Source organism: Pedobacter mendelii (assembly GCF_014635725.1).
In the GTDB taxonomy this organism is placed as follows: Bacteria; Bacteroidota; Bacteroidia; order Sphingobacteriales; family Sphingobacteriaceae; genus Pedobacter; species Pedobacter mendelii.
Genome location: NZ_BMDJ01000008.1, coordinates 152,246 through 176,518 on the forward strand (window position 1 = coordinate 152,246; position 24,273 = coordinate 176,518).

Below are 24,273 nucleotides of genomic sequence, written 5' to 3' on the forward strand. Positions count from 1 at the left end.
CTAAATTGCACTACTTTCGCTAATTATGCAGGCAAAATATATCTCCTATCAAGAAACTAGTTCCTTTTCAAAACTGGTTTTAGATTATATTAATAACAAAGAAGAGCTTAAAGCTTTCTACAGTTATCGCCCTGATATGGATGGTTTGGCTAAAGCAATCGAAAACCGTAATTTTTTAGGTGATCGTAATACTTTGGTGGAGGTTTTAAAAAGCCAATACCAACATTTAACGCCCAATAAATCGGTTACCAAAAACATAGAACTTTTAGGCTCAAGCAACACTTTTACGGTTACAACCGGCCATCAACTAAATCTTTTTACTGGCCCGCTCTACTTTATTTATAAAATTGTAACCGCCATAAATTTGGCCATCGAATTAAAAATGGCTCATCCTGATAAAAACTTCATTCCTATTTATTGGATGGCTACTGAAGACCATGATTTTGATGAAATTAACCATGTGAGTGTTGATGAGAAAAACATCAGCTGGATTCAGAATACAAATGGTGCAACAGGTAGATTAAGTACTAAAACCGTTGCAGCAGCAGTTTTGGCGTACCAAGGTTATTTAGGCATATCTAAAAACGGTAAACGCATTTCAAGATTGGTTCAGGAAGCTTATCTACAACATGACAATTTAGCCGATGCAACCCGGTTTTTAGTGAATAATCTTTTCGAAAAGTATGGATTAGTTATCGTTAATGCTGATGATGCATCTTTAAAAAAGCTTTTTAAAAATATTATTTCTGCTGATGTTACACAACACAACAGTTCAAAAAACATTGAGGAAAGTTCAAAAAATTTAGAGTCGTTGGGTTACAAAACGCAGGTTAATGGAAGGGATATAAACTTCTTTTACCTGAAAGATAATTTACGGGAACGCCTGATTTTTGAAAACGGAAAATACCTGGTTAACCATACCGAAATAAGTTTTACAGAAGAAGAGCTTAAAGCAGAAATTAATGCGCATCCGGAACGGTTTAGCCCGAATGTAGTGATGCGCCCAATGTATCAGGAGGTTATTTTACCAAACATTGCTTACATTGGTGGCGGTGCCGAGGTTGCTTACTGGATGCAGTTAAAAGCGAATTTCGACTATTATAAAGTCGATTTCCCTGTTTTGTTACTTCGTAATTCGGCCTTATTGATTGATAAACGAAGTGCTGAAAACCTGTACAATTTAGGTTTCGCACTGGAAGATGTTTTTCTGCCTGTTGAAGAGTTAAAAAACATCTGGGTTAGGCGTAATTCTACGGCTCAATTGATTTTGGCAGATGAAACCAGAGCGATTAACAGCATTTTCGATCAGATAAAGCTGAATGCCTATAAGATTGATAAAACACTTTCCGTTTCAACAGACACTGCAAAACAGAAAACAAATCACCTTTTGGCTAATCTGGAAAAGAAATTATTCAGGGCTGAAAAACGCAAACACGAAACAGCTTTAATTCAAATCGAAAATGTAAAAAAAAGGCTTTTCCCAAGTGGTACTTTGCAGGAAAGAATTTTAAACATTGCGCCGATGTACGTAAACTACGGTGAGGATTTTCTTTCTTCGTGCATAGAAAATTTTGAACCTTTGGGTGGTGATTTTACTTTATTGTTACCGTAAAAAAGACTAAAGCAGAAAGCTAAAAGACCAAAGTGGAAAAGACAATAAAACTGTCTTGATACTTGCTACTTAATACTTGATACTTGATACTTGATACTAAAAATGAACTTTATAACTTTTACCGAGGCTAAGCTCAGAACATTTACCCATAGTGTCTTTAAAAAAATGGGCTGTTCAAATGAAGATGCTACATTAGCAACTGATGTTTTAATATGCTCCGACTTACGTGGAATTGATTCGCACGGCGTTGCCCGCTTAAGTGGTTATGTTCGCCTTTGGGAAAAGAAAAGAATTAATGCCACGCCAGATATTAAAATTATATATGAAACGCCAACCACAGCAACGGTTGATGGTGATGCTGGCCTGGGTTTAGTTGTGGCGCCTTTCGCTATGAAAATTGCAATAGAAAAAGCCGAAAAATATGGCAGCGGCTGGGTTTCTGTAAAAAATTCCAATCATTTTGGTATTGCAGGCTATCATGCCTTAATGGCTGTTGAAAAAGATATGATTGGCATCAGTATGACGAATGCAAGTCCGCTGGTGGCGCCAACCTATTCAAGTGAAAGATTGCTTGGAACCAATCCAATGTGCTATGCATTTCCTGCCGGAAAATATCCTCCGGTAATTGTAGATATGGCAACCGCAGCAGCTGCAAATGGAAAATTAGAAATTGCACAAAGAGCAAACAAAAGCATTCCTGATGGGTGGGTTCAGGATAAAAATGGCAAAAATTCTACCGAACCGAATGAATTAAAAAGTGGCGGTTCACTTTTACCATTAGGAAGTGATAAAGACCACGGAAGCCACAAAGGTTATGGCTTGAGCGCAACAGTAGATATTTTATCAGCGGTGCTTTCTGGTGCAAATTATGGCCCCTGGGTTCCACCTTTTGTAGCTTTCTTAGAACCTTCTGCAAATCCGGTGGGAGAAGGTTTAGGCCATTTTTTAGGTGCTATGCGAGTTGATGGTTTCCGTCCGGCTGATGATTTTAAAAATCATTTAGATAATTGGATTGAAAGATTTAAAAGCGCCGAAACAATCGACCCTGATAAAAAAGTAATTATTCCGGGTGAGCCAGAACATGAGTTTGAACAGGAAAGAAAAATTAGTGGTATTCCGATTATCGATGTTGTGGTTAAAGATTTAAATGAACTGGCTGAAAAGCTAGGAATTGAAGGGTTGAAATGACCAGAAGATTTACGAAGTTCCAATTACAGGCAACCATAAAAACTTCGTAAATCTGCTATCGACCTTAATTTTCAACAGTTAATATTTCTTTAAGTTGTAGTTCTTTACTTGATGAACCAACCATAATTCTGAAATCTCCCGGCTCTATAACCCATTTCAATTCTTTGTTCAGCATTTGGAAAGCTTCGGGTTTTATTTCGAACACAACTTCTTTTTCCTCTCCGGCTTTTAAATGAACACGCTTAAAATTCTTAAGGGCCAAAACAGGTTGTGAAACGCTGGCCAATACATCACGAATATAAAGTTGTACAACTTCATCTCCATCATACTTTCCTTCGTTTTTCAATTTAAAACTAATGGAAGCTGTTTCGCCGATTTTAATTTTACTTTTTTGCAGTTTTAAATCTGAGTACTTGAATTTAGTATAACTCAAACCATAGCCAAACGGAAATAAAGGTTCATCACTTAAGTTATTGTAATCATCGCCTCGCCCTGTTGATTTATGATTGTAAACCAATGGCAATTGCGCTTCGTGAACCGGATAGGTAATGGGTAATCTACCAGCCGGGTTGTAATCGCCAAACAGCATTTCCGCTACTGCATTACCACCCTCCTCACCGGGATACCAAACATTCAAAATGGCACCAACATCATCTACCCAACTTTGCATGTTTATGGCACTCCCACCAACCAATAAAACGACTACAGGTTTACCGGTTTTAACCATTTCCTTTATCAGTAGCTCTTGGTTTCCTGGTAAATTAAGCATCGCTCTGTCTAAAAATTCACCTTCTTTTATGCCTGCAATCATTACGATCACATCTGCTGTTTTAGCAAAGTCTTTTGCTTTTTGCAGTTCTTCTGCAGCACGATTTTCTATGCCAAAATTCCAAATCAGTTTGATGTGCGCATTGCCTTTAGGTTCTTTAAATTCAACTTTAACAGGATAACTTTTATCGGCTTCGAAATTAAAATCAACCAAACGTGTATGGTAAGAGCTTTTTTCCCACTGGTCGATAATAAGTTTATCATTAATAAATAAGCGATAACCATCATTACCTTCCAGGCCAATTTTGTAAGTACCAGATTTTGGAGCCTTAACCTCGCCTTGCCATCTTATGGAGTAATTATCATTTTTTATTTTTTCATTTGGCGGATAAAGTGTCCACATAAAATCCAATCGTTTATCAACTCTACTCATCGCAGGAGTTCCAGATAAATCTATGGTACTGAAATAATCTGCCGCTAATCCGCCTCCATATTTTGAAGACAGGTATATAGAATCAATAACAGTGTAGTTTACATCAGTACGATGGCTACCTTTTGTATAATTAACCACTGAAGCACTACCAGCTCTTTTTTTAATGCCTTCCAAAATACTAACCGTTCCTTTACCTGTACCACTATACCCACCTAAACGCGCTTCAGTTGCATCTTCACCTAACACTAAAATATTTTTTACACCCTTTAATGGAAGCGTATTCTGTTTATTTTTAAGAAGTACGAATGATTCTAAGGCCGCTTTCTTAGCCAACTTTTTATTTGAAAAATCAGTTAATGATTTTTTTGCTTCAGCTTCAGAAACGTATGGATTTTCAAATAAACCCAATTCAAATTTTGCCCTTAAAACCCTTGATACCGCATCATCAATTCTGGCTTGAGGAATACTGCCATCTAAAAACGCCGGTCTAAAAAGTTTGTAATGATCGTATTTAACCTGGAAAATCACATCGAGTCCGCCATTCATCGCCTGAACGGTGGATTCATGATAATTAGCAGCTGTATAATGCAAAACATTTGCGCCACCAACTGCACCGGCATCAGATATTACGAAACCTTTAAAACCCCAGTCATTTTTTAAAACCTGTGTTAAAAGCCAATGATTTGATGTCGCAGGTGTTCCATCTACACTATTGTAAGACGTCATAACCGAACGAATACCGATTTTTTTTACCGCTTCTTTAAATGCAGGAAAATGAATTTCTTCTAAAAAGCGAACATTTTTTTCAATCGGATAACTGTCTCTTCCACCATCTCCTACGTTAGCAATGAGGTGTTTCGGCGTTACCACAATATTTTCTTTTTCGATGGCATTCATAAAAGCCAATCCCATTACCGTAGTAAGATAAGGGTCTTCACCATAGGTCTCTTCAACCCTCCCCCAACGCACGTCATCGGCCATATTAATTACCGGTGCCAATACATCTCTAATTCCTCTGATTTTTGCTTCTTTGGCTATCGACTTTCCAATCTGGGCGAGCATTAAGGTATCGAAAGTTGCCGCAAGTCCTATTGACTGCGGGAAGGCTGTTGCACCTTGCCTCACCAAACCATGCAGCGCTTCATCAAAAACCATCATTGGTATCCCAAGTCGGGTATTGTTAACAAAGTAGCTTTGTAACTGATTTACTTTCTTGGCAAGCGTTAATGCATTTTCTGTTGTATTGTAACTCAGCATCTGTTGCGCATCGCCCGCCCCGCCCGACTGGGCACTAATTTGTAAACCAAAAATGCCGTTTTTATAATTTCCGTTATTGATTCCATCCACATCGCCGGGAACCATAAATAATTGCCAGAATTTTTCTTCCGGTGTCATTCTTGATAGTAAATCATTTACCCTATCATCAATATTTAGTTTTGCATTTTTATAGGCTGGTTGTAATGAATTTTTGCCGCTATTGCTTTGTGCATGCAGACTATAGCTTATTGCCATTACTAAAATAAGGGCAATTAAAATTTTTCTAAAAATCATTTCGGAATGATAAAATTATGCTGATTAACCTTGAGGCGTAAATTCGAATGCCAGTGCCGGTTGATTAACACTGCCTTTTAATTGTAATGTGGTTTTGCCGTTAACATTTTTCCATTTAACTTTTTCTCCTGTTGAAATTAAAATTACATCAGTTCCTTTTTTTGGAGAATTTCCCATCCAGCTGATTGCATTAGGCGATTTTTCAACAGATTTTACGCAATAAATGGCATAAAGCTTTTTTCCATCCTTACTTTGCGTAAACCAGGTTTGGTTGCTGTTGTAATTTTTAGTGATTCGAGTGTTGTAAATCGCTTTCCCGTTAACAGAAGTCCATTTACCTATATCGTTCAATTTAGTAATCACTTCTTCAGGGAAAGTACCATCTGGTTTCGGCCCAACACCTAAAAGCAAGCTTCCGCCTTTTGCTACAATTTCTGCTAATTTATGAATCACTTCAGCAGCGGGTTTGTAATTATCATTAGGAACAAAGCCCCAGGCACCACCTAAAGTCATGCAGCTTTCCCAGGGATAATCCAATTGTGTTTCAGGGATTTTCTGCTCTGGAGTTTGATAATTTTCGTATGGACCATGAACGGTTCTATCCACAATGATTAATCCGGGCTGTGCCTTTCTTGCCATTGTTGCAATTTTTGGCATGTCAATATCCTGGCTCCATTTTGGAATGTTTGCACCCCAAGATAAAACCTCGGCATTAACGGTTTCTAATGGACGAACCCATCCACCATCTAACCATAAAATATCTACGCTGCCGTAGTTGTGCATCAATTCTCCAATTTGATTGTAGGTGAAATCTTTGAATTTATTCCACCTCCATGGATATTTTCTGATGTCGTAATTGTTATTGCGATCTGCAGTAGCGTATTTTTGCCACCAATAATATTGCGAATGCCAATCGGGTTTAGAAAAATATGCACCAATCATAAACCCTTCTTTCCTAAAAGCATCGAAAACATATTTAGCTACATCGGCTTTCTCGTTATTGGCAAAGGGACCTTTTGCGATACTAAAATCAGACTCTTTAGTATCGAACATGGCAAAACCATCGTGGTGTTTGGTCGTAAAAACCAAATATTTCATCCCGGCACTTTTACCTGCTTTTGCCCATTGCTCTGGGTTGAACTTTGTTGGGTTAAACTGCTTACTAAAATCCCAATACCATTTTTTATAATCGTCATAAGAAATTGTGGTATCTCTTTCTATCCAATCTTCAGAACAAATAGACCATGATTCTATAATCCCTGGGACAGCATATAATCCCCAATGGATAATCATACCGAACTTTTTATCCTGCCAGTTATCTAATTTTTGTTTAACAAGTGGGTCGGTTGGTGCCTCATAATGAGTTGATTGAGGCATAATATCATTCTGCTGAGCAAAAGAATGAGTTACGAAACAAATTAATGTTATAAAAAGAATTCTTATTTTCATTAAATAAAAAGATTAAAAAACGCCTTGTAAATTTGAAATTTACAAGGCGTAATGTGGATTATTTCAGAAAGATAAAGATTATTTTACGTCCCAGAAAATTTTGATGGTACGCGTATCTTTCGATCTAACAGAATTATAATTTGAATTATTAGCAGACTCAATACTTGGATAAGTTAACCTATTTGGAGGTAATTCAAATCCAACCAATGTTTGTGAAACAATGGTTAGTTTAGGATATTTAGTTCTTCTATATTCAGACCATGCCTGATCAGATTGGAGGAAACCAAAATTAAGCCACTTTTGATTCCAAATCTTCGCTAGCTTTTCATCAGAAGTACCTGTGTATGCTGATGCACTGGTATTTACAAATGTAGCTACATCAGCCGCAGCTGGTGCAGTAGCTGTGCCGCTACCAATGGTATGCAAGTAATAATAAAAAGAAACAGATTGTGCTAAACCTGCATTGTATGCAGTTAGTGCGTTGGATGTTGAACCCCATCTTTCATAAGCTTCTGCTTTTAGAAAATTAACTTCTGAGGCTGTTATGAGTACACCTGGCACTTTAATATTATTAATGAAAGTTGCAGAATCCAATATCGAATATTTTGTAAAAGCGGTATCTTGCTGATTAGATGTGTAAGTTACAGGCATTGCTTTATAATTCTTATTTGGAACAAAAGTACTGCCAACCGTTTGTCCGAATTTATCATAAACAAAAGGAATTCTTGGATCATTAACCGGGAGCATTATCTTATTTAATGCGTAATCTGGTGCAAAATAAGTATTGATCTCTGTTATTGCACTTCTTAAACTATTGGTATTTGTTGTTAATGGCTGTAAAAGTATATCGGTTGATGCAGGCGAATAGTTTCCAACGCCATTTCCATCTACCAATGGATAGTTAGCACTATTATTTAGCATGTTCAATACTGCTGTTCTTGCAGTTGTTTCATCAACAAAAGAAGTGCGCATTAATAACCTAAGTCGAATTGAATTTGCATATCTTCTCCATTTATCAAGGCTTCCAAATAACAATATATCAGATTTACTAAATGCAGGCGCAACCGCAGCAGAAAGTTTAGCATTACCAAAGTAAGTGGCAGCTTCATCAAGTCCTTTAATTAAAGTTGCATAGAGTGCTTTTGCATCATCAAATTTAGGGTCTTTAATAGAAGATGTAGTTTCGAGGCTGCCCGCTTCAGTAAAAGGAACATCTCCGAATAAATCAACCATCTTTGAAGTTTGATCGTAAAGAAAGATTTTTGCGGCCTGCATATAAACTTCTTGATTAGCTTGTTCTGCAGCAGGTAAACCAGCATATGTTACTTCCATTGCTCTGTAAACACCTAGTGGACCACTACCATTACCTGCCGGATAATAAAAATCTGACCAGTAATTACCTATATATCCGTCAATTTGGCGGTATGCTTCACTCGCATTAGCAAAAGATGCAGTTTGCGAATACACAGCTGGATGCGGCGCTAAAAAAGTACGCTGGTTCCAATAAGCAGGTCTTACACGATCACTATTCAGCATTGCTGTAAAAAACCCGGGAAGGTTTGTTGTTGTGGAACGTTCCGGGTTATAATACAATTCATCTAATTGTTTTTTGCACGAGTTGAATAACAACATTAGTGAAAACAATAAACTTATATTTATAAATATCTTTTTCATTATAATAAATTTTTATCGGTTAAAGCTTAGAAACTAGCATTTAATGAAAAACCAAAACTTCTTGTAGCTGGTAATGAACCATTATCAACACCCTGACTATACCATCTGTCTCCGATCAAGGTTTCTGGATCCAGATTTTTCAATGTTCTGTGGAAGTATAGTAAATTTCTGCCAATTAGCGATATTTTCATATTGGACATACCTACCTTTTTTACAAGACTATTGGGCAATCTGTAACCAAGCGTTAATTCTCTTAGTTTAATAAAATTATTTTTATAAACCGCACCTTCCTGATTAAGGGCATCGGAACTACCAGCTGCGAAAGAGTTGAAGTAATAGCTTGCTGCATCCAATATAACATCATTTGGTTGTCCATTCGCTTTAACGCCAGAAAGAATTACACCATCATGATAAACCTTATGACCAGCAGGAGAAGAACTATTTGCATTTGGCAATAAAACATTAGCGCCTGCACTATTTACATAATAAGTTAAGCCACCGTTCTCCGTATCACGATATTGAAGTGTGTTTTCATAAACACCAGTACCGGTGGCATATTTTAATGGCGTTGACACTACATCACTTCCAAAACGATAATCAACTAAAAAGCTTATAGAGAAGCTTTTGTAATTTAAATTGTTTGATAAACCTCCTGTTATACTTGGTGTAACATTTCCAGCTTTTACATATTGCGATTTATCGATTACGTAAAAACCATCATCATTTACTATTTTTTGTCCGGCTGCATTAGTTTTAGTTGGATAAACATAAATATTACCTAAATCTTCTCCTGGCTTTGCTGTTATGCGAATAGCATTATCCTCAGCATTGTAAAAAATTAATTCTGGGATACCAGGCGCTAAAGAATATACCGTCGTTTTGTTTTGAGAAAAGTTTAGCGTGGTTTGCCAGTTAAAATTAGTTGATACAACTGGTTTAGCATTTAATGAAAGTTCCCACCCTTTACTTCCTATCTCTCCAACATTAACAATCTGACTACCACTTCCATTACTTGGCGAAATTTGAAGGCGTAATATTTGATTTTTGATGCGGTTTGTATAGTAACTTAAATCGATACCGAATCTACCATTTAAAAAACGTGTTTCTAAACCGTATTCTTGTTCGTATTTTTTCTCTGGCTGTAGGTTTTCATTACCATAAGCACCCGGCAATACCAATTGTGGTACAGATCCATTGTTCGTTTGTAATGAGTTTTGACCATATGATACGTTTGATTCATAAGGAAGCGATGCATTAGCAACCACACCATAAGAAGCACGTAACTTACCATAACTCAAAAATTCAGGTAAAGCACCCTTAAAAGCATCAGTAAAAACAAAACTTCCATTTACAGATGGATAATAGTAAGTATTGTTTAATGGAGGCAAGCTTGATGAAGATTCCTGACGCATCGTTCCCTCTACAAAAAGATAGTCTTTATACGACAAATTTAAGATTCCAAAAGCACCGTATTTTAAAAGAGATCTTCTGCTAGCAGAAGTTTGAAGAATACCATAAGAGTTACTTAAAGAAAACCAATTTTCTGAAACTAAACCGAATTGTGTTCCCGATGATTGATCTTTATAATTTTCTTTTCTGGATGTAAATCCCGCACTGGCAGAAAAAGATAAATCTTTACTGATATTATCACTGTAAGTTAAAAGGGCATCGCTGTAAATCGTGGTATATGTACCGTTACCTGTTGTATAAGCACCTGTACTAGAAGTAGGCGGATTAAAAGCTACAGGAAACTGGCTGTAATTTTTATCTTCTGTATTGCGACCAGTATAATCGTTACCAACTCTACCTCTAAACTTTAGTTTAGTTAAAATATCCCAGTTTAAGGTAGCGCTGCTGTATAATCTATTTTCCGTTTCAGCACTTGTATTCTTCAATGTAGACCAGAAATAATCATAAAGATTCGGTCGAACATTAAAAACAAATGCTTCAGCAGGATTTCTGGCAGTTTGATTAAAAGGAACCCAAGCATACCCCTCAGAGGTTTGAAATTTATCTCTTATTAAGTTTGTATCTTCATTTCGTCCGAAGAAGCCATCAAAAGATTGTGCAAGCCTGTTGGTTTGATACGCTCTATTGTTTGTGATTGTATTCACATAATTTGCTACAACGTCCACGCTTAATTTTTTATTTAATTTTAGCGAGCTATTTAAACTGAATGAGTTCTTTTTAAGTCCAGATTCTCTTTGAATCCCCTCATAATCGAGGCGAGTGTACGATATTCTATAGCTGTAATTATCAGTTTGATTAGACAATGCTATATTTGCTGATGAACTTAAACCATTTCTGAAAATATCTTTATAGTTATCTGGTTGAGGAGAAAAAGAACGGATAGAACCATCCCACCAGCGTACTTGCTGACCTTCCATTTTGGGACCAAAATTAGCATAAGACCTAAAATTTGGGCGGAAACCGGATGGTGATTGAGCATCAACAATCCAACCTTCTTCGGTAGCACCTACTGCCAGATTCGTTGCTCTATCATATCCTTGCCCATAAACATTTTGATAGTTTGGAAGAAAAGCTGGTTGCTCAACTGTTCCAAAATAGTTTACATCAACTGTTGGCCCTTTACCTTTTGCACCTTTTTTAGTGGTGATAATAATCACACCAGCACCCGCATCAGAACCATAAAGCGCTGATGCACTGGCACCTTTTAAAACAGAAAGGCTTTCAATATCTTCTGGATTAATATCCAAAACACCATTACCCCTTACACGTTGATCGTCGAAAAAACCACCATTGTTTCTTCCTGCAGCACCGTATTGTCCTTCACTACGAATTACCACACCATCTACTACATACAGTGGTTGTGCATTGTAATTAAGAGAGTTTACTCCACGAATCTGAACGTTAACAGCACTACTTGCGCCACCTGGTGCAGTGGTAACTTGTACACCCGATGCTTTACCATACAAGGCTGAAGCAAAGTTAGTATTACCAGCTTCTGTAAGTTCTTTTGCTGAAACTGTTGCAGTAGAATAGCCAAGTGACTTTTGTTGTTTTTGAATACCAAAAGCAGTTACGACAACATCATTCAATGCTTTAGAATCCTCTTTTAAAGTGATAGAAATCGTCGTTTGAGAACCAACAATAACTTCTTGCCTGGCGTAGCCTATTGCCGAAAATGTTAGTGTTTCATCAGGATTTACAGCTATTGAAAACTTTCCATTTCCATCTGTTTGTGTAGCTTTTGATGTGCCTTTAACAGATACGCTTACACCTGGCAGAGGTCCAGATACCTCTCTTACCGTTCCGGTAATGGTTTTCTGTGCAAAAGTTGCTATTGTTATAAGTGTAAACAGTAGCGTACTTAAGCACTTTAAGTACATTTTATTCATCTTTTTGTAGTTAGTTTTTAATCTATTAGTGAGTTGGTGAGTTAGAATGTTTTAGTTTTAGGTCTTTTATTTCGCCATAATTATATTTTTTTAGTTAATTATTTATTGATTAATCGAAATTACTATGTTCCACTACCAGGCTTGCTGCTGCCAGAAGTTCTGCCTGTTCTGCAAGGTTAGAAAGGACTATACTCGTTTGCTCAGCTACCCTTGGTATACAAAATTTGTTTATAGCTTGTTGTATCGGCGGTAAAAGCATTTTTCCTGCTTTAGCACCACGGCCGCTCAAAACAATTCTTTCAGGATTCATGATGTGAATTAAAGTCGCCAAGCCCTTACCAATTTGAAATGCGGCATCAAATAATATAGATATTGCTACAGAATCCTGTTTAACAACTGCATCAAGAAAATGATCTGCATGATGCTTGGTCTTATCTTCAAAAAGTTCTGCCATTATCGTTGGCTCGCCAGCATTTACAGCTTTTTCGGCTTTTTCTACCATTATCAGTAAAGATGTTTCAACTTCGAGACAGCCTCGTTTACCACAAGAACATAATGTATCAGAATTGGATAAGGGAATATGACTAAATTCTCCTGCATAACCGCTGCTGCCACGATATAAGTTGCCATTTACAATCATTCCTAAGCCGGTGCCCCAGCCTACATTTACAACTAAAACATCTTTTAAACCTGCGGCTTCGCCAAAATGAAGCTCGGCTAAAGCAATTAAGCTTGAATCATTATCTAAAAAAATTGGAAGATTTAATTTTTCGACTAAATAACCCTGAAGACTATTACCATCTTCAATTGGCATAAAAGAATAATTCATGCCCTTTTCTGCATTAACAAAACCTGGCATTCCTATGCCAACACCTAATAGGTTTTCTCTATCAATATTAGATTTTGCAATGCAGTTATTAATAAATTCGATTAGTAAATCTGCACTGTCTTCGGCAGACATATTTAAATCAACTAATTGTGTAGGCAGAATTTTGTTATTGGATAAATCATAAATTGTAAGCCGTGTAATAAATTGATCCATTGCAACAGCAACTATATACTTTTTATATTCCGGATTGATAAGAAACATTACTGCTCTTCTACCACCTGTTGATGGAGCAAAACCCTGCTCAATAATTTGTCCTTCTTTTATTAATCCATTAACAATAGAGGTAACCAAGGGCAAACTTTTTTGAGTGAGCCTGCTTAAATCAGTTAGGGATAATACATTTTTATAATATAAATGCTTTATAACATCAGCTTTTAATAGCTCACTTTTTTTAACTGTAGCCGACATTTAGTTTGGTTTGTTAAACAAACTTAATAAAAAAAAATAAAACAATTATAATCTTTTTAAAAAAATTAAAAAGATTAACTAACTAAAAAAAAAACGACTTACATCGTCTGCAAGTCGTTTTCAATATATCGAAGATAATCTTAGTGAATTCCCCTCAATAATCTACTCCATCGTATTTTGTGCAAGAAAGAGCCTTCGCTATTCCAGCTCATCCAAATAAATAAAGCCTTTCCAACAATATGATCTTCTGGTACAAAACCCCAATAACGAGAATCTGCAGAATTATGACGGTTATCACCCATCATCCAATAGTAATTTAATTTGAAAGTATAAGAAGTTGCAACTTTATCATTGATATACCAGTCTTTCCCTTTTTGTTCTACTTTATTGCCTTCATAAGTTCTAATTGCCCTATAGTACAATGGCATGGTATTGCTGTCAATTTTAACTGTCCAGCCTTTGGCAGGGATTTTTATCGGACCAAAGTTATCTCTGTTCCAAACGCGATTAGGATCGTGTGGAAACAAACCACCGGATTCGATTACAGAAGATTGTGCTGCATTCATTTTAACCGATTTAACAAAATCGAACGCTTTAATCTCATCAGCCATTTCTGGCGAAATTTCGGCGATGTAAGCATTCGGACCATCTGGTTGCATATCGCCCATTTTCAAGTCTAAATCATCAAAAACACCGTAATTAAAATCCATGGTTTTAAATTCGATACGGTAAGGCATCATTCCGGTGCTTTTTAAAGGCTCATCTTTGCCATTAATATTTGCAATTCCGTTTTTCATACTGATAACATCACCAGCAATACCAATACATCGCTTAATAAAATTTTCGCGTTTGTCTACAGGCCTGCTGATTATTGTAAATTGACTATGGATTGATTCTCTGCCATATTGCCTTACCAAATCATAGTAACTTGGAACCTGATTTTCTACCGCAACCGTATCACCTTCTGGAAAGTTAAATACAACTACATCATTTCTTTTAATATCTGACAAACCTGGTAACCGACGATATTTCCACTGAACACCATCCCAATATGCTTTGGTTGATGTTGTTAAGGGCATAGTATGATGTGCAAAAGGAAAAGCAACGGGTGTCATTGGGATACGGGCTCCATAATTTACCTTACTTACAAAAAGAAAATCGCCTATTAATAAAGAACGCTCCATGGAACCAGAGGGGATTGTATAGGCCTCGATAAAAAACACCCTAATAATGGTTGCGGCGATTACGGCAAACACAATTGCATCAACCCATTCGCGGGTTTTAGTTTTTTTCTTTTTATTGGCATCCGTTTTCTTCTGCCAGAATTTATAATTCATATTTTATGTTTAGTTAAAGCCTCACTTGCTCTCTTTCAATAGAAGAGGGAGCGCAAAGCAAAAATATCTCTTTTGTAATTGTTAATCTACTATTTAATGTTTTGTCGGTTGTATTGAGTTTTTCTCCTTCGGATTGATTCTACTGATTAATAGATTCCACCGATTTTTAGAGAATTTAATCTTTACTCCTTGTTCTTTTATCCTTATTCTAAAAGTCTTATTCAAAAATATCTGTAATACTGAAAAATCCTTTTTTATTTTCAATCCACTCCGCAGCCACAACTGCTCCTAAAGCAAAACCGGCTCTACTGTACGCTGTATGTTTAATTTCTATTTCATCTACCTCACTACTGTAAATTACGGTATGTGTTCCAGGTATATTTTCTATTCGGTGCGATTCTATAAGTAGTTGGTCGGCTTTAGGGAATATTTCCACATTTGTACCAACAACCTCATTTAACCATTCCGTTTTTCTTTCTAAATTATCTACAATTCCTTCTGCAATGGTAATTGCTGTACCACTTGGTGCATCTAGCTTTTGTGTATGATGAATTTCTTCTACCTGAACTTCGTAAGCAGGATAATTATTCATCAGCTTTGCCAAAGTTTGGTTTAATTTAAAGAACAAATTTACGCCAATACTAAAATTAGACCCATAAAGTAAAGTATTGTTACTGTTGTTGCATTCGTTTTTAACTTCTTGCAATTTGCCATACCATCCCGTGGTACCCACTACAATTGGAACATTGGCATCGAAACAGGTATAAATGTTATTTAATACAGAATCAGGCGTACTAAAGTCGATGGCTACATCAGCAGCTTTTAAATTTTGACGGTTTAGTTCTTCTTGATTATCAATAGATATTTTTAAAACTATTTCATGACCGCGTTCAAGAGCAAATTTTTCTATAATCTGGCCCATTTTGCCGTATCCTAAAAGCGCAATTTTCATCGGGATATTTTGTTTAATTTGGTTAAAATCTTAAAGAAACTTTTAAAGCTGGTGTCGCATTAGAGCCATACATTGAATTCGGATTACTCATTAATGATGGCGTAATTTTCATTGATAGAGAATCATCTATATTAAAATAATTTAGGCGAGCCGCAACATACGCATCTACAACATTTACAGCATAAACCGCAAAATAAGAGAAAATTACGATTTGGCTATTTCTTTTGTAAATCGCCTGGGCATCGGTAACGTTGGTATCTCCATATCTGACAAGATCAGGATTTACAAGTTGTTTCTTAGCTGGATCTGTCTGCAACTTATTTAATGCCCTAATTTGAGCTTCCTTTAAAAAAATCTTGTAATTATTCCGGCTATCAATATAAGATATGGTAAGTAGGGTAAAGCCGGCATAAATTATTCCAACCTTACTCAAGGTGTAAGTTTTTTGCCAAAAATGACCAGTTTTTTCTCCTTTGGCATTCAGGCGCTCATTTAGCAATTGATTGTTGTAAAGTTGTCCCCAACCAGGAATTATCAGCGATTTAAAAACTGCTTTTCTAGCTGCAACTTTACCCGGATTAACGTATTTCGCTTTTGCAGTATCAATAGTTTTTTTTGGTGAATCTATCCTTACAACACGTATTGGAGTTGTCTTTATGGTATCAATAGGTTTTAATAGCGTATCCTTAACCTGTGCTAAAGCCAGATTTATAAAGCAAAATACAAATAAAGAAAACAGGAATAAACACTTGTATTTTGGCATTACCAATCTAATAATTCTAAAATTCTATTTAAATCATCATCACTTACAAAAGGGATTTCAATTGCGCCTTTACCATTCTGACTAACTTTTAACTTTACGCGGGTTGCAAATTTTGATGCCAAATCATCCTGCAATTTTTGATATTGAAAAGAAACTGACTTTTCTTTAGGCTTATCATCGATTTTTAACGGTGTATGCTGCAGGTTACGAACCAATTCTTCTACTTTACGAACCGACAAGCCTTTATCTAAAATTTCCTGGTGTATGAATAATTGTTTATCCACACCATCAACATTTATTAACGCCCGGGCATGCCCCATAGAAATCCTTTGATCGCGAATGGAAGCTTGTATTGCAGGCGGGAGTTTTAATAAACGCAAATAATTAGTAACTGTTGTTCGGTTTTTACCAACACGTTCGCCCAATTGCTCTTGTTTCAAACCAACCTCATCTATCATCCTTTGAAAACTCAAAGCAACCTCAATCGCATTTAAATTTTCCCTTTGAATATTCTCAATTAGTGCCATTTCCAACATCTGCTGGTCGTTAGCGCTACGGATGTAAGCAGGAATTTGAGATAAGCCCGCTAGTTTTGAAGCCCTGAACCTACGCTCGCCTGAAATGAGCTGATATTTGTTTGCCCCGATTTTTCTAACCGTAATGGGTTGTATTAATCCTTGAATTTTTATCGAATCGGCAAGTTCATTTAGTGCAACCTGGTCAAATTCAGTACGTGGCTGAAACGGATTGGTTTCAACTTCAGTTAAACTTACATGACTGATATTACCAATCTGCTCGGTTTCGCTAACATGATTTACACTTTGCTTTGGAGGATGAGAAGATTCGCTATCATCTAAAAGCGCACTTAACCCTCTTCCTAAACCTGTTTTTCGCTGAAAAGATGTCATTTATAATTTATAAAGTTGCTGTACCTATATTTTCTTCTTCCTTTAACAAGCCGTTTTTCTTCACAATTTCTCGGGCAAGGTTAAGGTAATTAATTGCGCCTTTGCAATTTGCATCATGCATAATTACCGAAACACCATAGCTTGGTGCCTCACTTAAACGGGTATTTCTTTGAATAATCGTATCAAATACCAATTCATGGAAATGCGTTCTAACTTCTTCTACAACCTGGTTAGATAAGCGTAAACGTACATCATACATGGTTAATAAAATACCTTCTATTTCCAGTTCAGGATTTAAACGGTTTTGCACAATTTTAATTGTATTCAGCAATTTACCTAAGCCCTCTAAAGCAAAATATTCGCATTGTACAGGAATTATTACCGAATCTGCGGCGGTTAGTGCATTAATGGTAATCAAACCTAATGAAGGTGAGCAATCTATAATGATAAAATCATATTGATCTTTAATTTTTTCTAAAACCGCTTTCATTTTATATTCGCGGTTATTTAGGTTAATCATCTCAATTTCGGCTCCAACCAAATCAATATGCGCAGGTAATAAATCTAAATTTGGAGTTTCGGTTTTTTGAATTGCCAGTAGAGGATCTATATCATTAATGATGCATTCGTAAATACTATCTTTTATATTCCGGGGATCAAAACCAATACCCGAAGTCGAATTCGCCTGTGGATCAGCATCAACTAATAAAGTTTTATATTCTAATACGGCTAAACTCGCAGCCAGGTTTATAGATGATGTTGTTTTACCAACGCCACCTTTTTGATTTGCTATCGCAATAATTTTGCTCATCTATGTATCCGAAATTTACTTAAAGTTTACTTGGGCTATATAATTTATGCCATTTATTTGGACAAAAAGTTCTATTTTTGTGCTGTTTACGCCCTTTTTCTCAATCAGCTAAGATACAAACTATATGGCAATTTTAGCAAGAAGGGCATTCGGGTTTTGCACATCTTATTAACAATTCATCCATGATTACAATTATAGCCGGAACCAACAGACCCAATAGCAATACGCTTAAAGTGGCCAAATATTACAAGCAACAACTCGAATTAAAAGGTATGCAAGCTAACCTACTCAGTTTGGAGCATTTACCTGTTGATGTGCTTAACAGTGATATGTTTGGTAAACGTACAGAAGCTTTTCAAAAAATCCAGGATCTGGTTTCTGCTACTGAAAAATTTCTTTTCATAATGCCTGAATATAATGGAAGTTACCCTGGTGTTTTAAAAGTTTTAATAGATGCATGCAATTTCCCGGAAAGTTTTTATGACAAGAAAGCAGCATTGGTTGGCATTTCATCCGGCAAATACGGAAACATTCGAGGTGTAGATCACTTTACAGGTGTTTGCCATTATGTTCATTTAAATGTTTTACCGCTACGTTTACACATCCCTAATATAAAATCCGAGCTTGATTTAGATGGCAACCTGATTAAAGAGGATACCATTAAGTTTACAAACGAACAGATTGATAAGTTTATTCATTTCTAAACCAGGATTTACCGGATTTTTTGATTTTAGGATTAAGTTTATAAACTAACAGATTGATAAGTTTATTCATTTCTAAACCAGGATTTACCGGATTTTTTGATTTTAGGATTAAGTTTACAAACGAACAGATTGATAAGTTTATTCATTTCTAAACTAGGATTTACCGGATTTTTTGATTTTAGGATTAAGTTTATAAACTAACAGATTGATAAGTTTATTCATTTTTAAACTAGGATTTACCGGATTTTTTGATTTTAGGATTAAGTTTATAAACGAATCGATTGACAAGTTTATTCATTTATAAACCAGGATTTTAGAGCAAGATTTCTAATATTTTGGATTTTGAAGGATTCTAATCCAAGACCTCTATAATTGTAACCTTTAATAAGATGTAATTTGTTATTCCGCAGATTTCGAGAATTCTATCAGCCAGCTTTTAAAAAGCTAAATGTAGAATTATATACTTTAGTCTTTCCCTTCCCAGTATTTTTTCGCACCGAGCAACTTTCAACCTTTTACGCCCCAAACCGAATCCACTTATCACCTTCGCAGCCAAAAATAAATGAGCCCGGGTGTATCATCTCTGCCATATCTTCTATTAAAGAAACCGCATTATCTGCAGTAACACTTCTATTAACATCATCATTCAAAAGAATAATCCTATTGTTTTTTACCGCTTGCCAATCTGGATTTAACATCCCAGGGACTTCCCTCATCAATTCAGTTAAGGTTTTACCAGGTTGATAATAAATGATGAAAGCGGCATTGAAAACATCAGATTCTATCATTCCTCCGGCTAGCGCAATTTCTTCTGATAAAAAGTAACTCGGGTTGTTATTAACATCTAACAAAGCGACAGGCATTTTATCCATAAACTTAATTTTATGCTCAACTATGTCTAAACGGTCTTGTAAATCTTCCAGCTTTGCGGCATCAAGGCCAATAAATAAATCGTTTAAAAAAGACATCTGCATTAAATTTATTAATTTGTGCAAAAATAACATTCCTTATCGCATGCGAGGCTCATTTAAATATATATTTTGGATTTTTTGCAGCATTCTTTTCATTTCATGCAAAGAGACAGCAGATAACAAAAACAAAAAAGTCTTTAATATAAATCTCGATCAGGGTTTAACATCTTTAGATCCTGCTTTCGCCCGTAATCAAAATGCAATTTGGATGACCAACCAGATTTTTAACGGTTTGGTACAAATAGATTCTAACTTACAAACTGTTCCATGCATAGCTAAAACCTGGCAAATTTCAGCAGATGCCTTAACCTATACTTTCAATCTACGTAATGACGTATATTTTCAAGATGACCCCATATTTAAAAATGGCAAAGGTAGAAAAGTTGTAGCCAGCGATTTTGCTTATAGTTTCTACCGCTTAATCGACCCAAAAATTGCTTCATCAGGTGGATGGATTTTTAGCGATAAAGTAAAAGACCAACAGAATTTTATTGCCTTAAACGATTCTACTTTTCAGATAAAACTGGTTCGTCCTTTTCCTCCATTTATGAGTTTGTTAACCTCTCAATACTGCTCAGTTGTACCTAAAGAAGTTGTTGAACACTATGGAAAAGATTTTAGAAGCCATCCTGTTGGTACAGGGCCTTTTAAATTTAAATATTGGAAAGAAGGTGAAATTTTGGTGCTTTTAAAAAATGATCATTATTGGGAAAAAGACTCCAATGGCTTTCAATTACCATATATTGATGCATTAAAAGCCTCATTCATTACCGATAAACAAAGTGGATTTATGAGCTTTTTAAAAAAAGACCTTGATTTTTATTATAGCGTTGATGGCAGCTACCGCGATGATATTTTAACTAAAAGCGGTAAAATGACATCAAAATATAAAGGCAAATTTACTTTAAGAAAAGGGCCATATTTATGTACCGAGTACGTTGGTATTTTAGTTGACTCTACTTTGGATATTGTTAAAAATTCGCCCCTTCGGTTTAAAAAAGTAAGACAGGCTATAAACTATTCTATTGATAGAGAAAAGTTAATTAAATATTTACGAAATGGAATCGGAATCCCTTCAACCTCGGGTTTTATACCCAAAGGGATGCCCGGTTTTGATAGTGCTACTGTTCATGGTTATAATTATAACCCAAAACTTGCAGCAAAATTATTAGTCGAAGCGGGCTACCCTGAAGGAAAAGGTTTAACGGAAATCACCTTAAATACCACAACTACATATAAAGATTTAATCGAATTTATACAAGGAGAATTAAGTGCCATCGGTATCAAAACTAAAATTGATGTTAGTCCTAGTGCCAGCTTAAGAGATTTAATGTCGAAAAATAATGTAAACTTTTTCCGTGGAAGCTGGATTGCGGATTACGCTGATGGTGAAAACTATCTTTCGATGTTTTATTCTAAAAATAAAGTACCCTACGGACCAAACTATACTGCCTTTTACAATAAAGCTTTCGATAAGTTATTTGAAGAAAGTTATTACGAACCTAATAATGAAAAACGTTTTAAACTTTACCGTGAAATGGATCAAATGGTGATGGATTATTCTCCGGTAGTACCAGTTTTTTACGATCAATCAGTAGTGATGCTTCAAAACAATATCAGTGGCTATCCGATGAATCCGTTGAGTTTAATGATTTTGAAAAGAGTTAAAAAGAAATAAAAAAGAGGCTGTCTCATACAATTTAGAGCTTGTCACGTTGAGCTTGTCGAAACGCTATAAAAAGCAATTCTTACAAGTCCTTCGACAGGCTCGCGATTACATTTCGTAGTTATGAGACAGCCTTTTTGATATCTTTATTTGTATTAGGTTTACAATTATTGCTGAACGCCTCCCATTCCACCACCTTGTTGTTGCTGGTCTTGCTTAATATCGTCGTTTTTAATTTTCTTCTTCTCTGTGAATTTAAGTTTACCAAAAGTATAGCTAAAGCTTAAGGTGTAGTTACGCAATGGATAGTATATATTTTGACTTTGATAAATAGTACCTGTCTGATTAACAGCATTATTAATAGTTTTTATATGCAAATTTTTTGTAAAAGGGTTCAACACACCTAAACCAATACTTCCTTTCTTTTTGAAGAGTTCTTTTTTAAGGGATGCACCATAGATATAAAAAGGATCAGTAACACCTTGATAAGTACGTCTTTTAGATGTTATTACGTTAAACAGCTCAAAATTATAACCCTTACCAAAGCCATATGCTGAACGTACAAACCAATTGAAGTTAAAAAAAGTACCCGTATTAACATTTGTTTCATCATTATTTACCGAATATGTATTTCCCGCAAAGTTGGTCATTAATGTCCATTTTGGTTTAGGGTTGTATGATGCAAAAACATTAAATCCATAAACTGGCGCAGTACCAACATTTATATAGGAAGTTAATGTCTTATTTACACCGTTTTCTGAAATTGGTGAAATCGAATTTTCTATTACATCGCTCGTGCGGCGGTAAAATATTGAAGCATTTATTATCGATCCTTTGATATAAGTATTATAACCTAACTCCAAGTTATCGCTTAACTCAGGACTTAACTGAGGATTACCCTGCATAACATTAAACTGGTCGCTCTCGTTACGAAAAGGATTTAGATAAGATTGTGAAGGCCTTTGTACTCGTCGATTATAACTTAATTTTAAAGTGGCACCCCCTTTTAAATTTTGCGAGATAATTGCGCTTGGAAACAAGTTTAAATAATCATTTTTCTGAATCCCACTGCTTTGTGTATTAAAGTCTATTCGAGTATACTCAGCCCTAACACCACCTTTAAATTTTAATTTTTTTGTTAAATCGAAGCTGACAACGCCATAAGCTGCGCCAACGTTTTGGTTGTATTCAAAATCTTGAGCGGTATTATCAAATTGACTTTGTATATCCCTTAAAATTGCTTTTGCGCCAACCTCTAAAGTTGTTTTTTTATTAAATGGATAAGTATAATCTGTTTGAAAGGTGTATTCATTATTTTTACCTGTGTTGTTACTGTTGGTTCGCAAACCTGATGGGAAGGCAGCTGAAGTAAGAAAATTACTAAAGCTTGTAGGTGTACGCCCTGTTGACAGTTGTGCTGATACAGAGAATTCTTCTCCTTCTTTTTTACTCGTTTTTCGATAGTCAACATTCCAGTCTAGGTTTCTAAAAGTCATGTCCATATCGCCAATGTTAGATGCAACCAAATTATTAATTATATAATTGGTTTCACTTGGACCCCCATTAGAAAAGCTATTTAACTTTGCCGTTGTACTGATATTATTATAAGCGTTAAAATCATAATCTAAACCTAAACTCCCATTATATCCATTTCGGCTCCAGTTAGAAAACCCGTTTTGAGAAATGTTATTTGTAGTACCATTTAAATAGGTTGTATTCGTAATAAATTCAGTTTGTGATTTTTGAGGATAAGCTAAATTGGTACCCAAACTCGTATTTACACTTAAGCGGCCAGTTTTTGCAGTTAAATTAAATGAACCATTATTCTGACGTGTGCCTGCCGCAGCATTTACAGAACCACTTACACCCTGAGCGTTTGACTTTTTAGTGATGATATTTATAATACCACCCGAACCTTCAGCATCGTATTTAGCAGATGGACTAGTAATTACTTCAACAGTTTTAATTTGCTCTGCAGGAATCATTTTTAAAGCATCAGCAACACTACTTGCCATTGTACCCGAAGGCTTACCGTTAATTAATACACGAACAGCACCACCACGAAGTTGAATATTCCCAGTAGGATCAACAGAAAGCATCGGTACTTTACGCATTACATCAGTAGCATCGCCACCGGCATTTGTGCCATCAGCTTCTGCATTGTAAACCATTCTATCAATTTTGTTTTCAATAATCGCCTTTGTACCTGTAATCTGAACATCTGCCAAATTATTTTCTGTTGATGAAATAAGGATGTTTCCTAAATTATTATCGGGTTTTGCAGGGGTTGTGGTAACTAAAACAGTTTTTGTTTTGTAACCCATAAAACCAATTATCAATTTGTATGCATCTGGAGCCACGTTTTGCAAAGTCAGCTTACCCTTTTCATCAGTTACACCACCGTTTACCGATTTTGTTGTTTTAACAGAAATAAGTGATATTGTAGCATAATCAATTGGTTTTTTACTAACTGAATCTAAAACAGTTATGCTAACACGACCTGCAACAGTTGCTTTTTGAGCACCGCCCATTCCGAATTGTGCATGGGCATTTAAAAATATTCCGAGGATGAAAGTTAAAAGTAAAATTCTTTTCATGTTAATAATAGTTTTTTGTAATTAGTCTGCTAAAGGTCGTATTTGTTACAATACAATGGAATACTTTTTACGCGACGTTGTTTAGTTAGTCGGCAAAGGTGCGACTTTTATCGGTAAAAAAAATAATGGATGATGGAAAATGTTTTATGAATAACGGAAACCGGGTGAAAATAAAAAATGGATAACAGGCCTTTTGCCCATTATCCATTTCTATTTTTTTTGAACGATGTAAT

General features: G+C 35.7%; 16 protein-coding genes. 4 read left to right on the forward strand and 12 right to left on the reverse strand.

The genetic code is table 11. The annotated features are described in order from the left end of the window. The first annotated feature begins 25 nt into the window (after nucleotides 1-25). Complete coding sequence (bshC, locus tag IEV50_RS14215; RefSeq protein ID WP_188415496.1) at nucleotides 26-1,612, forward strand: bacillithiol biosynthesis cysteine-adding enzyme BshC; 1,587 nt, start codon at nucleotides 26-28, stop codon at nucleotides 1,610-1,612. Nucleotides 1,613-1,714: 102 nt separating this feature from the next. Further along, nucleotides 1,715-2,800 carry an Ldh family oxidoreductase gene (locus IEV50_RS14220; RefSeq protein WP_188415498.1) on the forward strand — a complete coding sequence of 362 codons (1,086 nt, stop codon included), beginning with the start codon at nucleotides 1,715-1,717 and terminating at the stop codon, nucleotides 2,798-2,800. A 64-nt stretch (nucleotides 2,801-2,864) separates the two neighbouring features. On the opposite strand, the gene IEV50_RS14225 is transcribed toward IEV50_RS14220, so the two are convergent. The 10 genes from IEV50_RS14225 to IEV50_RS14270 form a co-directional block, all read right to left on the reverse strand. Beyond that, nucleotides 2,865-5,552, reverse strand: coding sequence for a glycoside hydrolase family 3 protein (locus IEV50_RS14225; RefSeq protein ID WP_188415501.1), 2,688 nt, complete (start codon nucleotides 5,550-5,552; stop codon nucleotides 2,865-2,867). Nucleotides 5,553-5,576: 24 nt separating this feature from the next. Next, nucleotides 5,577-7,001, reverse strand: a complete 1,425-nt coding sequence (locus tag IEV50_RS14230) for an alpha-L-fucosidase (protein WP_188415503.1) — start codon at nucleotides 6,999-7,001, stop codon at nucleotides 5,577-5,579. Nucleotides 7,002-7,079: 78 nt separating this feature from the next. Continuing rightward, nucleotides 7,080-8,675 carry a SusD/RagB family nutrient-binding outer membrane lipoprotein gene (locus IEV50_RS14235; RefSeq protein ID WP_188415505.1) on the reverse strand — a complete coding sequence of 532 codons (1,596 nt, stop codon included), beginning with the start codon at nucleotides 8,673-8,675 and terminating at the stop codon, nucleotides 7,080-7,082. 26 nt (nucleotides 8,676-8,701) lie between these two features. Continuing rightward, nucleotides 8,702-12,034, reverse strand: a complete 3,333-nt coding sequence (locus tag IEV50_RS14240; protein ID WP_188415513.1) for a SusC/RagA family TonB-linked outer membrane protein — start codon at nucleotides 12,032-12,034, stop codon at nucleotides 8,702-8,704. 109 nt (nucleotides 12,035-12,143) lie between these two features. Further along, the gene (locus IEV50_RS14245; protein WP_188415515.1) at nucleotides 12,144-13,331 is read right to left on the reverse strand and encodes an ROK family protein; all 1,188 of its coding nucleotides are present in this window, start codon (nucleotides 13,329-13,331) and stop codon (nucleotides 12,144-12,146) included. A 140-nt stretch (nucleotides 13,332-13,471) separates the two neighbouring features. Continuing rightward, complete coding sequence (gene lepB / locus IEV50_RS14250; protein WP_188415517.1) at nucleotides 13,472-14,668, reverse strand: signal peptidase I; 1,197 nt, start codon at nucleotides 14,666-14,668, stop codon at nucleotides 13,472-13,474. 217 nt (nucleotides 14,669-14,885) lie between these two features. Next, complete coding sequence (gene dapB / locus IEV50_RS14255) at nucleotides 14,886-15,620, reverse strand: 4-hydroxy-tetrahydrodipicolinate reductase (protein ID WP_188415519.1); 735 nt, start codon at nucleotides 15,618-15,620, stop codon at nucleotides 14,886-14,888. A 22-nt stretch (nucleotides 15,621-15,642) separates the two neighbouring features. Next, entirely contained in the window at nucleotides 15,643-16,383 is a 741-nt protein-coding gene (locus IEV50_RS14260) for a DUF5683 domain-containing protein (RefSeq protein WP_188415521.1), read from the reverse strand. Beyond that, complete coding sequence (locus IEV50_RS14265; RefSeq protein ID WP_188415523.1) at nucleotides 16,383-17,291, reverse strand: ParB/RepB/Spo0J family partition protein; 909 nt, start codon at nucleotides 17,289-17,291, stop codon at nucleotides 16,383-16,385. The genes IEV50_RS14260 and IEV50_RS14265 overlap by 1 nt, the downstream gene beginning before the upstream one ends. A gap of 7 nt (nucleotides 17,292-17,298) precedes the next feature. Then, nucleotides 17,299-18,102 (reverse strand): ParA family protein, encoded by an 804-nt coding sequence (locus IEV50_RS14270; RefSeq protein ID WP_188415525.1) that lies wholly within the window; start codon nucleotides 18,100-18,102, stop codon nucleotides 17,299-17,301. A 182-nt stretch (nucleotides 18,103-18,284) separates the two neighbouring features. On the opposite strand from IEV50_RS14270, the gene IEV50_RS14275 reads away from it, so the two are divergent. Beyond that, nucleotides 18,285-18,806 (forward strand): NADPH-dependent FMN reductase, encoded by a 522-nt coding sequence (locus tag IEV50_RS14275; RefSeq protein ID WP_188415527.1) that lies wholly within the window; start codon nucleotides 18,285-18,287, stop codon nucleotides 18,804-18,806. A 515-nt stretch (nucleotides 18,807-19,321) separates the two neighbouring features. Here IEV50_RS14275 and IEV50_RS14280 read toward each other — a convergent pair. Then, on the reverse strand, nucleotides 19,322-19,774 hold the full coding sequence (locus tag IEV50_RS14280; protein ID WP_188415529.1) for a substrate-binding domain-containing protein: 453 nt from the start codon (nucleotides 19,772-19,774) through the stop codon (nucleotides 19,322-19,324). Between the two features lie 19 nt (nucleotides 19,775-19,793). Between IEV50_RS14280 and IEV50_RS14285 the strand changes: the two genes are divergently transcribed. Then, the gene (locus IEV50_RS14285) at nucleotides 19,794-21,455 is read left to right on the forward strand and encodes an ABC transporter substrate-binding protein (protein ID WP_308785480.1); all 1,662 of its coding nucleotides are present in this window, start codon (nucleotides 19,794-19,796) and stop codon (nucleotides 21,453-21,455) included. Nucleotides 21,456-21,610: 155 nt separating this feature from the next. On the opposite strand, the gene IEV50_RS14290 is transcribed toward IEV50_RS14285, so the two are convergent. Further along, the gene (locus IEV50_RS14290) at nucleotides 21,611-24,040 is read right to left on the reverse strand and encodes a TonB-dependent receptor (protein ID WP_188415537.1); all 2,430 of its coding nucleotides are present in this window, start codon (nucleotides 24,038-24,040) and stop codon (nucleotides 21,611-21,613) included. Nucleotides 24,041-24,273: the final 233 nt, after the last annotated feature.

What these genes read in the sequence shown, in the direction of transcription:
- lepB (WP_188415517.1), bottom strand. Translation starts at nt 14,668, where the DNA reads ATGAATTATAAATTCTGGCAGAAGAAAACGGATGCCAATAAAAAGAAA.
- IEV50_RS14245 (WP_188415515.1), bottom strand. Translation starts at nt 13,331, where the DNA reads ATGTCGGCTACAGTTAAAAAAAGTGAGCTATTAAAAGCTGATGTTATA.
- IEV50_RS14280 (WP_188415529.1), bottom strand. Translation starts at nt 19,774, where the DNA reads ATGTCTTTTTTAAACGATTTATTTATTGGCCTTGATGCCGCAAAGCTG.
- IEV50_RS14230 (WP_188415503.1), bottom strand. Translation starts at nt 7,001, where the DNA reads ATGAAAATAAGAATTCTTTTTATAACATTAATTTGTTTCGTAACTCAT.
- bshC (WP_188415496.1), top strand. Translation starts at nt 26, where the DNA reads ATGCAGGCAAAATATATCTCCTATCAAGAAACTAGTTCCTTTTCAAAA.
- IEV50_RS14270 (WP_188415525.1), bottom strand. Translation starts at nt 18,102, where the DNA reads ATGAGCAAAATTATTGCGATAGCAAATCAAAAAGGTGGCGTTGGTAAA.
- IEV50_RS14265 (WP_188415523.1), bottom strand. Translation starts at nt 17,291, where the DNA reads ATGACATCTTTTCAGCGAAAAACAGGTTTAGGAAGAGGGTTAAGTGCG.
- IEV50_RS14275 (WP_188415527.1), top strand. Translation starts at nt 18,285, where the DNA reads ATGATTACAATTATAGCCGGAACCAACAGACCCAATAGCAATACGCTT.
- IEV50_RS14260 (WP_188415521.1), bottom strand. Translation starts at nt 16,383, where the DNA reads ATGCCAAAATACAAGTGTTTATTCCTGTTTTCTTTATTTGTATTTTGC.
- IEV50_RS14235 (WP_188415505.1), bottom strand. Translation starts at nt 8,675, where the DNA reads ATGAAAAAGATATTTATAAATATAAGTTTATTGTTTTCACTAATGTTG.
- IEV50_RS14220 (WP_188415498.1), top strand. Translation starts at nt 1,715, where the DNA reads ATGAACTTTATAACTTTTACCGAGGCTAAGCTCAGAACATTTACCCAT.
- IEV50_RS14290 (WP_188415537.1), bottom strand. Translation starts at nt 24,040, where the DNA reads ATGAAAAGAATTTTACTTTTAACTTTCATCCTCGGAATATTTTTAAAT.
- IEV50_RS14240 (WP_188415513.1), bottom strand. Translation starts at nt 12,034, where the DNA reads ATGAATAAAATGTACTTAAAGTGCTTAAGTACGCTACTGTTTACACTT.
- dapB (WP_188415519.1), bottom strand. Translation starts at nt 15,620, where the DNA reads ATGAAAATTGCGCTTTTAGGATACGGCAAAATGGGCCAGATTATAGAA.
- IEV50_RS14225 (WP_188415501.1), bottom strand. Translation starts at nt 5,552, where the DNA reads ATGATTTTTAGAAAAATTTTAATTGCCCTTATTTTAGTAATGGCAATA.